Source organism: Phenylobacterium sp. NIBR 498073 (assembly GCF_027286305.1).
Taxonomy (GTDB): Bacteria; Pseudomonadota; Alphaproteobacteria; order Caulobacterales; family Caulobacteraceae; genus Phenylobacterium.
On the sequence record NZ_CP114599.1, the window covers coordinates 922,445 to 936,287 of the forward strand.

Annotated in this window: 12 protein-coding genes; 6 read left to right on the forward strand and 6 right to left on the reverse strand. The window is 70.5% G+C overall.

The genetic code is table 11. The annotated features are described in order from the left end of the window. Positions 1-32: 32 nt before the first annotated feature. Complete coding sequence (gene metZ, locus O4N75_RS04705) at positions 33-1,217, reverse strand: O-succinylhomoserine sulfhydrylase (RefSeq protein ID WP_269628204.1); 1,185 nt, start codon at positions 1,215-1,217, stop codon at positions 33-35. 138 nt (positions 1,218-1,355) lie between these two features. On the opposite strand from metZ, the gene O4N75_RS04710 reads away from it, so the two are divergent. The 5 genes from O4N75_RS04710 (at position 1,356) to O4N75_RS04730 (ending at position 7,359) form a co-directional block, all read left to right on the forward strand. Further along, positions 1,356-2,369: a 2'-deoxycytidine 5'-triphosphate deaminase gene (locus O4N75_RS04710; RefSeq protein ID WP_269628205.1), complete on the forward strand. Its 1,014-nt coding sequence runs from the start codon at positions 1,356-1,358 to the stop codon at positions 2,367-2,369. 44 nt (positions 2,370-2,413) lie between these two features. Continuing rightward, positions 2,414-2,890: a VOC family protein gene (locus tag O4N75_RS04715; RefSeq protein ID WP_269628206.1), complete on the forward strand. Its 477-nt coding sequence runs from the start codon at positions 2,414-2,416 to the stop codon at positions 2,888-2,890. A gap of 32 nt (positions 2,891-2,922) precedes the next feature. Then, on the forward strand, positions 2,923-4,197 hold the full coding sequence (purD, locus tag O4N75_RS04720; RefSeq protein WP_269628208.1) for a phosphoribosylamine--glycine ligase: 1,275 nt from the start codon (positions 2,923-2,925) through the stop codon (positions 4,195-4,197). An 87-nt stretch (positions 4,198-4,284) separates the two neighbouring features. Next, entirely contained in the window at positions 4,285-5,352 is a 1,068-nt protein-coding gene (locus tag O4N75_RS04725) for a phosphotransferase family protein (protein ID WP_269628209.1), read from the forward strand. Between the two features lie 66 nt (positions 5,353-5,418). Beyond that, on the forward strand, positions 5,419-7,359 hold the full coding sequence (locus O4N75_RS04730; RefSeq protein ID WP_269628210.1) for a transglycosylase domain-containing protein: 1,941 nt from the start codon (positions 5,419-5,421) through the stop codon (positions 7,357-7,359). Here the strand turns inward: O4N75_RS04730 and lpxK are convergent. From lpxK to O4N75_RS04755, 5 genes are read right to left on the reverse strand one after another with little or no spacing between them, the layout of a single operon-like run. Further along, entirely contained in the window at positions 7,356-8,348 is a 993-nt protein-coding gene (gene lpxK / locus O4N75_RS04735) for a tetraacyldisaccharide 4'-kinase (protein ID WP_269628211.1), read from the reverse strand. The genes O4N75_RS04730 and lpxK overlap by 4 nt on opposite strands. After that, positions 8,345-9,595, reverse strand: a complete 1,251-nt coding sequence (locus O4N75_RS04740; protein WP_269628212.1) for a 3-deoxy-D-manno-octulosonic acid transferase — start codon at positions 9,593-9,595, stop codon at positions 8,345-8,347. Before O4N75_RS04740 ends, lpxK begins: the two co-directional genes overlap by 4 nt. Before the next feature lie 9 nt (positions 9,596-9,604). Continuing rightward, positions 9,605-10,591, reverse strand: a complete 987-nt coding sequence (locus tag O4N75_RS04745; protein WP_269628213.1) for a cation diffusion facilitator family transporter — start codon at positions 10,589-10,591, stop codon at positions 9,605-9,607. A gap of 30 nt (positions 10,592-10,621) precedes the next feature. Continuing rightward, positions 10,622-11,323, reverse strand: a complete 702-nt coding sequence (locus O4N75_RS04750) for a lysophospholipid acyltransferase family protein (RefSeq protein ID WP_269628214.1) — start codon at positions 11,321-11,323, stop codon at positions 10,622-10,624. Then, positions 11,320-13,092, reverse strand: coding sequence for an ABC transporter transmembrane domain-containing protein (locus O4N75_RS04755; protein ID WP_269628215.1), 1,773 nt, complete (start codon positions 13,090-13,092; stop codon positions 11,320-11,322). The genes O4N75_RS04750 and O4N75_RS04755 overlap by 4 nt, the downstream gene beginning before the upstream one ends. Before the next feature lie 160 nt (positions 13,093-13,252). Here O4N75_RS04755 and O4N75_RS04760 point away from each other — a divergent pair, with 160 nt between their 5' ends. Further along, positions 13,253-13,819 (forward strand): hypothetical protein, encoded by a 567-nt coding sequence (locus O4N75_RS04760; protein ID WP_269628216.1) that lies wholly within the window; start codon positions 13,253-13,255, stop codon positions 13,817-13,819. Positions 13,820-13,843: the final 24 nt, after the last annotated feature.

Genomic DNA, 13,843 nt, shown 5'->3' on the forward strand with positions numbered 1-13,843 from the left:
CGATGGAAAGCCCTGCGATCAGGCGCTCAAGTTCAGGCCGCGTCCAGCGCGCGGCTGACGTCGCGGGTCAGGTCGCCGGCGCCTTCGAGCCCGACGCTCATCCGCACCCAGCCCTCGGTCAGGCCGATTTCCAGCCGCTCGGCCTCAGGCATCGAGCGGTGCGTGGTGGTGCAGGGGTGCGTCGCCATCGACTTGGCGTCGCCGAGGTTGTTGGAGATGTCGATGATCTCCAGCGTGTCCAGGAACCGCCAGGCGGCTTCGCGGCTGCCCAGGTCGAAGGCCACGACATTGCCGCCGCCGGTCATCTGGTTGGCGACGAGCGCCGCCTGCGGGTGATCGGGCCGGGTCGGATAGAGCACCGTCTTGGCCTTCGAATGGGCGGCGACGACGTCGGCGATCTTGGCCGCGTTCTGAGCCTGGCGGGTGACGCGCAGCTCCAGGGTCTCCAGGCCCTTGAGCAGGACCCAGGCGTTGAACGGCGACAGGGCCGGCCCGGTGTGGCGCAGGATGTCCTTGTACGCCTCGGTCATCAGCTGCTCGGCGCCGAGGATCGCGCCGCCCAGCACCCGGCCCTGGCCGTCGATGTGCTTGGTGGCCGAGTAGACGACGATGTCGGCGCCCAGGGCCAGCGGCTTCTGGAAGACCGGCGTGGCGAACACGTTGTCGACCACCAGCTTGCCGCCGGCCGCATGGGCGATCTCGGCGACGGCGCCGATGGCGGTCACTTCCAGCAGCGGGTTGGCCGGGCTTTCGACCAGGAAGGCCTTGGTGTTGGGCCGCACCGCGTTCTTCCAGGCGGTGAGGTCGGTGGCGTCGACATAGGTCACCTCGACGCCGAAGCGCGGCATCCAATCCGACAGGATCCAGCGGCAGGAGCCGAACAGCGCCCGGCCCGCGACGATGTGGTCGCCGGCCCGCACCAGGCCCTGCAGCGCCACATGCACCGCCGCCATGCCCGAGGCGGTGGCCTTGCAGACCTCGGCGCCTTCCAGCAGCGCCAGGCGATCCTCGAACATCTGCGTCGTCGGGTTGCCGAAGCGCTGGTAGATGAAGCCCGGCTCCTCGCCGGAGAAGCGCTTGTCGGCGGCGCCGGCGCTCTCGTACGAAAAGCTCTGGGTCAGGAACAGCGCCTCGGAAATCTCTCCGTAGGGCGTGCGCGCCATGCCGCCGCGCACCAGCTTGGTCTCGAGCTCCCAGTCGCGCTTGTCTTCGGCCATGGTGGTTCCTTTCAGCTTAGGTTGGGCGTTCTAAACCTCGGTCCTGGCCTCCGCCACCAGTGAAAATCTGCCGCAGCTTGCAGGTGAAGCGGGCCTCCAGCCTTGCCAGACTCGTGGCGGACGGCGAGTGTCGCGGCGATGAGCCACGCCCCCGGTATCCTGCCTTCCCAATCCATCGACGAGCTGATCGCTGCGGGCGCCATCACGTCATCCCGCCCGTTCGACCTCGACCAGGTGCAGCCCGCCAGCCTCGACCTGCGCCTGGGCGCGCGGGCCTGGCGCGTACGCGCCTCGTTCCTGCCCGGGCTGGGGCGCACCGTGCCGCAGCGCCTTGAGGACGTGGCGATGCACGAACTCGACCTGACCCGTGGCGCGGTGCTCGAAAAGGGCTGCGTCTACATCGCCGAGCTGCAGGAAGGCCTGGCGCTGCCCAAGGGCATCTCGGCCCGAGCCAATCCCAAGAGCTCGACCGGCCGGGTCGATGTGTTCGTGCGACTGCTGACCAACAATTCCGTCGCCTTCGACGACGTGGCCGAAGGATACGCCGGACCGACCTTCATCGAGATCGCGCCGCAGACCTTCTCGATCTTGGTGCGCACCTCCACCCGCCTGAACCAGCTGCGTCTGAAGCGCGGCGAGCCGCCGAAGCTCCAGGTGCGCAGCGTCGGGGTCGACCTCTCCGATGGCGTCGCCGGCTTCCGCGCGCGCCGCCATGCCGGGGTGGTCGACATGGACCACGTCGACGGCCACGACCCCAAGGACTTCTGGGAGCCGCTGATCCCGCGCCGCGGCGAGCTGCTGCTCGACCCGGGCGAGTTCTACATCCTGGCCTCTAAGGAGGCCGTGGAGATCCCGGTCATGGAGGCGGCGGAAATGACCCCGATCGATCCCTCGGTCGGCGAGTTCCGTGTCCACTACGCCGGCTTCTTCGATCCGGGCTTCGGCACCGAGGAGGCGGGCGGCGTCGGCTCGCGCGGCGTGCTCGAGGTGCGCAGCCACGAGACGCCGTTTCTGCTCGAGGACGGCCAGACCGTCGCTCGGCTGGTTTATGAGCCGCTGACCGCGAAACCTGCCCGTCTCTACGGCGAAGGCGGCTCGCACTACCAGCGCCAGGGGCTGAAGCTCTCGAAGCATTTCCGAATCTGGAGCTAGGCGCGTGTGCTATGCTGGCCGCCTCCCCGCGGAGGACGGCCGGCATGCTGAAGCTGGACCATGTGGTGTTTCCGGTGCGCGACGCCGGCGCCAGCCTCGCCTTCTATCGCGATGTCGTCGGGCTTGAGCTCGTCGAGGCCCACGAGGGCGACGACTGGGGCGACTACGCCTGGTTGATGATGATCTTCGCCTTGCCGGGCGGCGGCGAGATCGTGCTGGTGGAGCTGAAGGGGGCGCCGGCGCCGCTCTATCGCGACCTTCCCAAGGACGCCCGCCACTACGCGATGTCAGCCGACGCCGTCGCCGAGCTCGCCAATTGGCGAATGCGCCTGAGGGAGGCCGGCGTCCGCTACTGGGAAGAAGACCACGGCGCCCAGCAGTCGATCTACTTCCAGGACCCGGACGGGGTGGTGCTCGAGGTCACCGCTCCGCCCAGCCGCCCGCCCGCCAAAACGTCGGAACGCGCCCGGGCGACAGTTCGGCGCTGGATCGACGGCGGGCCCGGCGTTCCCCATCCTTGACCGCCGCGCCTGCGCGCGCCAAACGCTCGCTCATGAACATCCTCCTCGTCGGCTCGGGCGGGCGCGAACATGCGCTGGCCTGGAAGATCGCGGCCTCGCCGCTGGTGAAGCGTCTGGTAATGGCGCCGGGCAATCCGGGCATGGCCGCCTTAGGCGAGCTCGCGCCGCTGAAGGCCACCGACGTCGCCGGCCTGCTGGCGCTGGCCAAGGAGATGCCCGCCGACCTAGTGGTCATCGGCCCGGAGGTTTCTGTCGAGGCTGGCCTCGCCGACGCGCTCAACGCGGCGCAGATCCCGTGTTTCGGCCCGGTCGCCGCCGCCGGCCAGCTGGAATCGTCCAAGGCCTTCACCAAGGCCTTCACCGACCGCCATGGCTTGCCGACCTCCGGCTACAAGGTCTGCGACACCGCAGAGGCCGGCAAGGCCGCGCTCGACGCGTTCCAGCCGCCCTATGTAATCAAGGCCGACGGCCTTGCGGCGGGGAAGGGCGTGGTCATCGCCCAGGACCGGGCCGAAGCCGAAGCCGCCATCGACGACGCCCTGGGCGGGCGGTTCGGGGCGGCCGGCGCGCGGGTGGTGATCGAGGAGTTCCTAGAGGGCGAGATCGGCTCGCTGTTCGCGCTCTGCGACGGCAAGGACTCCATCGTCTTCGGCGCGGCCCAGGACCATAAGCGCGCCTATGACGGCGAGGTCGGTCCGAACACCGGCGGCATGGGCACCTATTCGCCGGCCCCGGTCTTTACGCCCGACCTCGTTGAGCAGGTCCGCACGCGCCTGGCCGAGCCCGCCTTCGCCGGCATCGCCGCGGAAGGCGCGCCCTACAAGGGCGTGCTGTTCGTCGAGCTGATGGCCACCAAGGACGGCCCCAAGCTGGTCGAGTTCAACGTCCGCTTCGGCGATCCCGAATGCCAGGTGCTGATGCTGCGCCTGGAGAGCGACCTGGTTCCCTATCTCGTGGCCTGCGCCAACGGCACGCTGGGCCAGATGCCGGCGCCGGTCTGGCGCGACGAGTCGGCGATCTGCGTGGTGCTGGCCGCCGACGGCTATCCGGAGAGCCCGGTCACAGGCTCGATCATCCGAGGCGCGGAACAGGACTTCGGGCCGGACGTCGCGGTCTTTCACGCCGGCACCTCGCGCGACGCCGACGGGACCCTGCGGGCCTCGGGCGGGCGGGTGCTGAACGTCTGCGCCCGCGGCGCGACCCTGCAGGCGGCTCGCGACAAGGCCTATGCGGCGATCGCGCGGATCGACTGGCCGGGCGGCTTCCATCGCACCGACATCGGCTGGCGGGCGTTGCAGCCCCGCTGACGTTCCCGCCGCGGAACGGCTTGCTCGCCATGCCGTGGCCTCGGTATGGTGGTTCAAACAACTGTACGAACCGCCGAGGGAACCGCCATGTCCGACACCGCCGAGCAGCAGCGCGAACAGCTCAACAGCGGCACCAAGGAGGTCGCCGAGTCCCATCGTTTCGATGAGGCCGCGCTGGCCGCCTGGATGCAGGCCAATGTCGAGGGCTACGCCGGTCCGCTGGAAGTGCGCCAGTTCAAGGGCGGCCAGTCGAACCCGACCTATCAGCTGATCACCCCGACCAAGAAATACGTCATGCGGCGCAAGCCGCCGGGCAAGCTGCTGCCCTCGGCGCACGCGGTCGACCGCGAGTACAAGGTGATCACCGCGCTCTACCCGACCGGTTTCCCGGTCGCTCGCTCCTACGGCCTCTGCACGGACGAGGCGGTCATCGGCACCATGTTCTACGTGATGGACATGGTCGAAGGGCGGATCCTCTGGGACCAGCAGCTGCCGCAGTACGAGCCGGCCGAGCGCCATGCGATCTTCATGGCCAAGATCAACACCCTGGCCGACCTGCATAACACCGACTACCAGGCCATCGGCCTCGGCGACTACGGCAAGCCCGGCAACTATATGGGCCGTCAGGTCGACCGTTGGACCAAGCAGTACAAGGCCTCGGAAACCGTCCACATCGAGGAGATGGAGCGGCTGATCGACTGGCTGCCCAAGACCCTGCCCGAGCAGGAGCGCACCTCGATCGTCCATGGCGACTACCGCCTGGACAACATGGTCATCCACCCGACCGAGCCGCGCGTCATCGCCGTGCTCGACTGGGAGCTGGGCACCCTCGGCGAACCGCTCGCCGACTTCACCTATCTCCTGATGAACTGGGTCAACGGCACCATCTCGCAGCTGCCCGACCTGAAGGCGCATGGCATCCCGACCATCGAGGAGGCGGTCGAGGCCTATTGCGCCCGCACCGGCCGCTCGGGCCTGCATCACCTCGACTGGTTCCTGTCCTACAACATGTTCCGCCTGGCCGGGATCTGCCAGGGCATCGTCGGCCGGGTGCGCGACGGCACGGCCAACAGCCCGCAGGCCGCGGCGATGGCCGAGCGGGTGCCTCTGCTGGCCAAGTCGGCGTGGGAGTACGCCCAGCGGGCGGGGGCCTAGCAAGGTCTCTCGCGGCGTGCGAAGAGGGCGATCGGCCGATCGCCCAACGTCCGAGTACGGAGCCCCATGACCGAGCTTACCGGCGCACCCGAAGTCGTGCGCGAACGGCCGCCGATCTGGCGCCGCCGCCCCTGGCAGATCGCCGCTGGCGCGGTGCTCGCCATGGTCGCCGTGATCGTCTTCATGGTCTGGTCGCTGCCGCTGGGGCGGGCGTTGGAGCCGTTGCCCGATCCAACGCTGGTGCTGGTCACCGCCGACGGCAAGCCGTTCGCCCGGCGCGGCTCCTACAAGGAGCAGCCGGTCGATGCGACCAAGCTGCCCAAGTATGTTCCCGGCGCGTTCATCGCCATTGAGGACCGGCGCTTCTACAGCCATTTCGGCATAGATTTGAAGGCCTTGACCCGCGCCCTGCAGCGCAATGTCTCGGCCGGCGAGGTCCAGCAGGGCGGCTCGACCATCACACAGCAGCTGGCGAAGAACGCCTTCCTCAGCAACAAGCGCAGCCTGCGCCGCAAGGCCCAGGAAGCGATGATCGCGCTCTATCTCGAGGCGCGGCTGTCGAAGGACGAGATCCTCTCGCGCTACCTTTCCACTGTCTATTTCGGCGACGGGGTGTTCGGCCTGCGGGCCGCAGCTCGGCACTACTTCGATAAGACCCCCGAGACGCTCTCGATCGGCGAGGCGGCGATGCTGGCCGGTATGGTCAAAGCGCCCTCGCGCCTGGCGCCGACAGAGGATCTCGCCGCCGCCCGCGCCCGAGCCCGGATCGTGGTCGCGGCCATGGAGGAGCAGGGCGTCATAACGCCGCAGCAGGCCCGCGGCGTCCGCCCGGCCAGCGTCCGTTCCGGCCGCGAGAAGCTGCCGGTCGGCTCTTACTTCGCCGACTGGGTCTCGTCCCAGGCGCGTGAGGCGTTCGAGGCCGCCTATGGCGAGGTGATGGTCCCGACCACGCTGGATTCGATCCTGCAGGACCGCGCCGAGGAGATCGTGCGCACGGCCCTCAAGCGCCACGGCGGCTATCTCCACGCCAGCCAGGCGGCGCTGGTCGCCATGCGCCCGGACGGCCGGGTGATCGTGATGGTCGGCGGCGACGACTACAAGACCAGCCAATTCAACCGCGTCACCGACGCCCAGCGCCAGCCGGGCTCGGCGTTCAAGCTGTTCGTCTACCAGGCCGCCCTGCGCCAGGGCATGACCCCCGACAGCCTGATCCTCGACGCCCCGGTGACCATCGCCGACTGGTCGCCGAAGAACCACGAGGGCCACTACGCCAATCGCGAAATCCACCTGCGCAACGCCTTCGCAGGCTCGTCGAACGTGGCCGCCGCGCGCCTGGCCCAGCAGGTCGGGCGCGGGGCGATCATCAAGGCCGCCGAAGACATGGGCCTGCATTCGCAATTTCCGCCCGATCTGACCCTGGCGCTCGGCACTGCGCCGACGACGCTGCTGGACCTCACCGCGGCCTATGCCGGCGTGGCGGGCGGGCGCTACCCGGTGATCCCCTACGGCGTCATCCAGGCCCGAAAGCCCGCGCCGCACGAGCTGCCAGCCAAGGAGCGCGACGGCCTGCGCGACATGCTGCGTGCGGCGGTCACCTTCGGCACCGCCAACGGCGGCAACGTCTCGCCGTACGCCTACGGCAAGACCGGCACGACCCAGGATTATCGTGACGCGCTCTATCTCGGTTACGTCGGCGATCTGGTCATCGGCGTGTGGGTCGGCAACGACGACAACAGCCCGATGAACGGCGTGGCGGGCGCAGGCCTCCCGGCCGAGATCTGGCGCGACTTCGCGCGGTTCGCGATGAGCAAGGGCGTGGTGCGCGCCAATGGCCGCCAGATCGGCCTGGCCCCCGTCGCGCCGCCGCCGGTCGAGGCCCCGGAACTGTCGATCGACGATCTCATGCCGGTGGAGCCGGCCGACCCGGCCGCGCCGCCGCCTGAGGCCGCGCCTGCGCCGTCGCCGGCCGCGCCCGCGCAACCGGAACCCGCGCAGCCGATCTTCTAGCGATAAGGGGCCAGCAGGCGTTCGAGGGCGGCCTCGTCCTCGAACACCGCGCGCACGGGCCAGGCCCGCGCGCGGTCGCGCCAGGCAGGCGGCAGCCGCACCCAGTCCTTTTCGGTGGTCACCAGGCCAGCGTCGAAGATCTCGGCGCGGCCCTCGATCAGCTTCAGGGCGGCGGCGTCATAGGCGAAGTGGTCGGGGAACGGCACGAAGTCGACCAACTCGCAGCCCGCGGCCTTCAGCGCCCGCTCGACCTTCCAGGGCATGCCGATGCCGGCGAAGCCCACCTGCGGTCCGGGAGGGGGCGGTTCGGCCGGTTCAAGGCGCGCGACCAGCACCGGCTTGGCGGCGAGCGCGGCCAGCAGCTCGGGGTCAGGCCGCTCCAGGTCGGCCGGTAACATCAGTATCACCGCGTCGGCCCGCGCCAGCCCGACCGCCAGCGGTTCGCGCAGCGGCCCGGCCGGGAACACCGAGCCGTCGCCTAGCGGCCAGACCCCGTTGCGGGTCTCGCCATCGACGACGACCAGCGACAGAGCCTTCTTCAGGCTGGGGTTCTGATGGCCGTCGTCCATGATGATGGCGGACGCGCCGGCGTCGACGGCGGCCAGGGCGCCGGCGGCCCGGTCGCGCGCGATCCAGATCGGCGCTTCGGCCGCGAGCATCAGCGGCTCGTCACCTACCTCTGCGGCGGCGTGGCGGGCCGGATCGACCCGCAGCGGGCCGTGCTCCGAGCCGCCGTAGCCGCGCGACAGGCCGTGCGCGCCGGGCAGACGGCGCAACAGTTCGCGCACCACCGGCGTCTTGCCGGAGCCGCCGACCGTCAGGTTGCCGACGCAGATCACTGGCGCCCCGGGATCGACCGGCCGGGCGCGCGCCATGCGCCGCGCCGTGGCCGCCGTCCAGATCCAGGACATCGGCTTCAGCAGAGCCCGGGTGATCGGGGCGGGCGCGCCCTCGCGGACGTACCACCAGCGTGGGGTGGAGAGCTTCATGCCGGCAGCAGGGGGCTGAGCAGCGCCAGCGCCTGGTCCAGCGCCGCGCCCTGGCGTTCGGCGTAGGCCAGCGCCGCGCGCCCGATCCGAGGCGCGATGAGCGGCTCGTTCAGCAGCCCGCGCAGGTCGCGGGCCAGGGCCGCTTCCCCGGCGCAGCGGATGGCGGCGACGCGGTCGAACATCTCCTCGTAGGTGGCCGCGGCGTTGAACACGTCCGGACCGGTGAGGATCGGAACCCCGAGCCGGGCCGGCTCCAGCGGATTGTGGCCGCCGACGCCGGGCACGAAGCTGCCGCCCATCACCACGACGTCGCAGGCGCGGAAGAGCAGGCCCATCTCGCCCAGGGTGTCGGCCACATAGGCGGTGGTCGTGGCGCTCAGCGGCTCGCCCGCCGCCCGCCGCGCCGTGGAATAGCCCAGCTGGCTCAGCAGCGCGGCGACTGCTTGGCCGCGGTCAGGATGGCGTGGGGCGACGATCAGCAAGGCGCCGGTCCCGGCGGCGGCGCGGGCGATGATCTCGTCCTCGCCCGGATGGGTGCTGGCGGCCAGGATGACCCGGCGATCGCCGATCGCAGCCCGCAGCCGTTCGAGCTCCGCCGGATCGGCGGGCAGCGGCGCGCCGATGTTCTTGAGGTTCAGATGCGGCCCGGTCGTCGCGCCCAGGGCGTGCAGCCGCGCCTCGGTGTCGGCGTCCTGAGGCAGGATCAGGTCGAAGGCGCCGAGCACCGCCCGCGCCGCCGCGGGCGCGCGGCGCCATCCGTCGGCGCTGGCCTGGGTCATGCGCGCCGAGATCAGCGCCAGCTTCACGCCGCGCGCCTTCGCCCCCAGGATCAGGTTGGGCCAGAGTTCGCTCTCGACCTGGATGGCGGCGTCCGGGCGCCAGTGGTCGAGAAAGCGTCGAACGGCGCCGGGCGCGTCGACCGGCGCATACTGGTGGATGGCGCCGGGCGGCAGGCGCTTGCCCAGAAGTTCGGCCGAGGTGCGGGTCCCGGAAGTGACCAGGAGCGCCAGCCCAGGCCGCGCCAGCGCCTGGGCCAGCGGCAGCAGTGAGAGACTTTCACCGACGCTGACCCCATGCAGCCAAATCAGCGGCCCTGGCGGGCGGGCGACGCCGGCGCGGCCGAGGCGCTCGCCGATGCGGGCAGGGTCCTCCTTGCCGCGGGCGGCGCGCCGGCGCAGGAGCCCGGGCGCCAGGGGTTCGGCCAGCCCAGTGGCGGCGGCGTAGAGCGCGAGGGGAAGCGGACGCAAGGGGCGGGCTCAGATCGTGTGGGCGTTGGCGAGCCGGCAGGCCGCCGAGTGCCCCGTCTCGACCTGGAGGGTCGCATGTCCAATGCCGAACTTGCTGGCGAGGCCTTCGCAGGCCGCGTGCAGAAAGTCGTCGCCGTCGCCGTTCTCGGGGCGCGTGACGTGAGCGGTCATGGCGGTCTCGGTGGTGCTCATCGCCCAGATATGCAGGTCGTGGACCTCGGTGACGCCCGGGCGCGTCAGCAGCCAGGCGCGCACAGCCTCGACATCCATCCCGCGCGGGGCGGCGTCCAGGACGAGGTCGACCGAATCGCGCAGCAGCGCCCAGGTGCCGATGACGATCACCGCGGCGATCAGCAGGCTGAGCGCCGGGTCGATCCACAACAGGCCGGTCAGCGCGATGGCGCCGGCGCCGATCATGACGGCCAGCGACACCGCCGCGTCGGCGGCCATGTGCAGGAAGGCGCCGCGGATGTTGAGGTCCTCGTGCCCCTTCATGAACATCAGCGCCGTGGCCGTGTTGATCACCACCCCGATGGCGGCGACGATCATCACCGGCCAGGTGGCGATCGGCGCGGGCTCGGCGAAGCGGTGGATGGCCTCGGAGACGATGACCCCGACGGCGACCAGCAGCAGCACCGCATTGGCCAGCGAGGCGAGAATGGTGGCCTTGCGCAGGCCGTAGGTGCGGCGCGAGGTCGGGGCGGACTTGGCCAGGATCGTCGCGCCCCAGGCCAGCAACAGGCTCAGTACGTCCGAGAGGTTGTGCCCGGCGTCGGCGAGCAGCGCCAGCGACCCGGACCAGACGCCGACGGCGGCCTCGGCCAGCACGAAGGCGAAGTTCAGCCCGACCCCGACGGCGAAGGCGCGGCCGAAGTCCTTGGGGGCATGGCTATGACCGCCAGGGCCGTGGGAATGGCCGTGGGCGTGATCATGGGCGCCATGATCATGGTCATGGTCGTGATCATCGTGACGATGGCCTGAGTGGTCGTGCGCCATGGCTCTATGTGTCACCCTGGCGCGGAAGGATCAACGTCGGCGGACCAGGGCTTCGGCGCGCCGCGTGGTGGCGGTCAGCTTGGCCGACAGGTCTTCGATCAGAGCCGCGATCTCGGCCTCGCCGGCGTCGGCGGGCACATAGTAGGGGCCGTCCCAGGCGGTAGCCCCGCGGCCGAACGGCCAGGCGAAGGTGACCTTGTCCCAGGTGTCGAGCACGATGGCCGGCGAGACCGCCAGGCCCATCAGATAGATCGGCGCGCCGGTCTTACGGGCGATCTGCAGCGAGCCGGGGGCGATCACCTCGGCCGGGCCGCGCGGGCCGTCCGGGGTGACGATCAGCACGCCGCCGCCGTTGACCCAGTTGATGGCCTCGCGGATCGCCGCGACCGCCTGGCGGGCCTTGTTGGTGTCGCCCTTCTTGGCTGAGGACGTGCGGATGGCCGGAAAGCCGGCCCGCGACAGGGCCTGGGCGATGAACTCGCCGTCAGCCGAGGGCGAGACCATGCAGCGGACCTTGTCGCGCCGCCACCAGACGGGCGCCAGGCCAAGACACAGCGGGATGCTGCCGTGCCAGAACAACGCCACAGCCGGTTTGCCGTCCTGCAGGATCGGCTCCACGCAGGCGAGGTTGTCGTGCGTCCAGCGGCGGCTTTTGAGCGTGATGATCAGATGCAGCCACAGCAGCCAGCTCAGAAAGGTCTGCACGCCGGGGTTACGCAGCAGGTTCTTCAAAGCACGGGTTCCATGTCGAGATCCTGGCTCTTGGCCAGCCGCGCGTAGAGGCCGCGCTTCTTGATCAGGCCCGCGTGGTCGCCGGACTCGACCACCTTGCCCTTCTCGATGACATAGATGCGGTCGGCGCCGCGCACCGTCGACAGGCGGTGAGCGATCAGGATGGTGGCGCGCCCGTGCATCAGTCGCGACAGCGCCGCCTGGACCTGGGCCTCGCTCTCGGTGTCGAGGGCGCTGGTGGCCTCGTCGAGCAGCAGGATGGGCGCGTCCTTGAGGAAGGCGCGGGCGATGGCGATGCGCTGGCGCTGGCCGCCGGACAGCCGCGCGCCGGCCTCGCCGACCAGGGTGTCATAGCCCTCGGGCAGGGCGCCGATGAACTCGTGGGCGGCCGCGGCCTTGGCGGCCTCGATCACCTGTTCCTGGGTGGCGCCCGGCCGGCCGTAGGCGATGTTGGCGCGGATGGTCTCGTCGAACAGGAACGGCTCCTGGGTGACGAGGGCGACATGGTCGCGCAGCGAGGCGAGGGTCACGTCGCGCACGTCGATCCCGTCGATGGTCACCTTGCCGCTGCTGGCGTCATAGAAGCGCGGGATCAGGTTGAGGATCGTGGTCTTGCCGCCGCCCGAGGGGCCGACCAGGGCGACCGTCTCGCCGCGCTTGACCTCGAAGCTGACACCCCGCAGCGCCGGCCGGTCCTCGGCGCTGTAGGCGAAGCCGACGTCGTCGAAGGCGACCGTGCCGTCGGTGATGACCAGCGGCTTGGCGCCGGGCCGTTCGCGGACCTCGGGCTCGACGTCGAGCGCGGCGAACAGGCGGCGCGCCGCCGACAGACCCTCGGCCATGACCGTCTGCAGGTTGGCGAGTTGGCGCAGCGACTGCGAGGCCAGGCCCAGGGCGCCGATGAAGGCGACGAAGGCCCCGACGTTCATGCCGCCAGACTGCGATCGCCAGCCGGCGTAGGCGATCACCCCGGCGGTGATCAGGGTCATCAGGGTCTCGGTGGCGGGCGCGGCGCGGGCGCGGGCGTTGGCGCCCTTGACCAGGAACTTCTGGCGGCGCTTCACGACCTCGGCGACGCGGTTTTCCTCATAGGCCTCGCGGTTTTCGATCTTCACCACCCGCACGCCGTCGAGGCTTTCCATGATCGCGGTCGAGAGCGCCGAGGTCTCGGCCATGGCCCCCTTGGTGGCCTTGACCGTGCGTTTGGAGAACCGGCGCATGACCCAAGTCGACAGCGGCGCGGCCACGACGAGGGTGAGCGACAGCATCGGGTCGTTGCTGACCATGACGACAATCGCCCCGATCACGGTCAGCAGGTGCTGGGTGTAGTTGATCACCCCGGCGGTGGCCGCCTCGCGGATCAGGCCGGCGTCGTAGAGCACCGACGACACGAACGAGCCGGTGTGCCCGGCGCGCAGGCGGGCGAGGTCGGCGCGCACCAGCTTACCGAACAGCTGCACCTGGACCTGACCGACGACCTCGTTGCCGATGCGGTTGACCTGGGTGGCCTGGATGACCTGCGACAGGCCGCGGGCGAGGGCCAGCCCGGCGATGGTCAGCGGCACCGCCAGCAGCGTTCCGGGCTTGTGATTAACCAACAGGTCGTTGATCGCCGGCTCAAGAATCTGGATCAGACTGGCGCTCAGATAGGCCACGGCGATCGCGGCGATCATGGCCACGGTCCAGCCCTTCCAGCGCGGCGCCATGTAGACGCGTGCGATCCGGGCGACGACGGCGCGGGTGGACAGTTCGGCGGCAGGCTCGCTCATCGGTCCTGGGGTCGGCTCTCGGCGCAGGGAAGTCAAGAAGGCGTCTTGGCCCGGCGCAAAGGCGGCATATGGTGTTGGTCGGGGCGAAACCGTGGCGTGCCGCCGATCCTCACCCGATCGGGCGCGCGCGGCGGTGGTCGTCGCCCCTATGGAGACTGTCATGCGCGCCGTCGCATTCATCCTGGCCTTGGCGTTGGCGCCCGCCGTCGCGGTCGGGCAGCCGACCCCGGCCACGCCCGCCGCCACGCCCGCCGCCAAGGCCGCCGCCGCGCCGCCTGCAAAGGCGGTCACGCCGCCCGCCGCCGCCAAGGCCGCGCCGGCGATCCCTGCCGTTCCGGCCCCGCCGGCCGCGCCGCCGGCCGCGCTTGGCCGGGAGCCCGAGCTGTCGCGGGCCCAGAACACCGCGATCGCCAAGTCCATCGCCGCCCTCAAGACGCCGGAAGAACGGCGCCTGGCGAGCGGCTGGAGCAACGCCAAGAAGGTGGCCGAGGTGATCTGTCGCCCGGCCGCTTTGCCGGCGCTGAAGAAGCAGGTGCCCAACGCCGATCGCGTGTTCCTGGGCACCGACGACCCCAAGACCCTGACCCTGGTCAGCACCCGCAGCCTTACCGGGGCGGGGCAGGTGCGCTCAGGCTCGGCGTGGCGCGACTTCACCTTCACCTGCGCCCTGATGCCCAGCAGCGGCAAGGTCGCAGGGTTCACGGCCGTGCTGAAGCCAGTGACCTAGGACCAGACGTCGCGCTCGGCTTCC

Coding starts and splice junctions, on each gene's coding strand:
- metZ (WP_269628204.1), bottom strand. CDS start 1,217: ATGGCCGAAGACAAGCGCGACTGGGAGCTCGAGACCAAGCTGGTGCGC.
- O4N75_RS04710 (WP_269628205.1), top strand. CDS start 1,356: ATGAGCCACGCCCCCGGTATCCTGCCTTCCCAATCCATCGACGAGCTG.
- O4N75_RS04715 (WP_269628206.1), top strand. CDS start 2,414: ATGCTGAAGCTGGACCATGTGGTGTTTCCGGTGCGCGACGCCGGCGCC.
- purD (WP_269628208.1), top strand. CDS start 2,923: ATGAACATCCTCCTCGTCGGCTCGGGCGGGCGCGAACATGCGCTGGCC.
- O4N75_RS04725 (WP_269628209.1), top strand. CDS start 4,285: ATGTCCGACACCGCCGAGCAGCAGCGCGAACAGCTCAACAGCGGCACC.
- O4N75_RS04730 (WP_269628210.1), top strand. CDS start 5,419: ATGACCGAGCTTACCGGCGCACCCGAAGTCGTGCGCGAACGGCCGCCG.
- lpxK (WP_269628211.1), bottom strand. CDS start 8,348: ATGAAGCTCTCCACCCCACGCTGGTGGTACGTCCGCGAGGGCGCGCCC.
- O4N75_RS04745 (WP_269628213.1), bottom strand. CDS start 10,591: ATGGCGCACGACCACTCAGGCCATCGTCACGATGATCACGACCATGAC.
- O4N75_RS04755 (WP_269628215.1), bottom strand. CDS start 13,092: ATGAGCGAGCCTGCCGCCGAACTGTCCACCCGCGCCGTCGTCGCCCGG.
- O4N75_RS04760 (WP_269628216.1), top strand. CDS start 13,253: ATGCGCGCCGTCGCATTCATCCTGGCCTTGGCGTTGGCGCCCGCCGTC.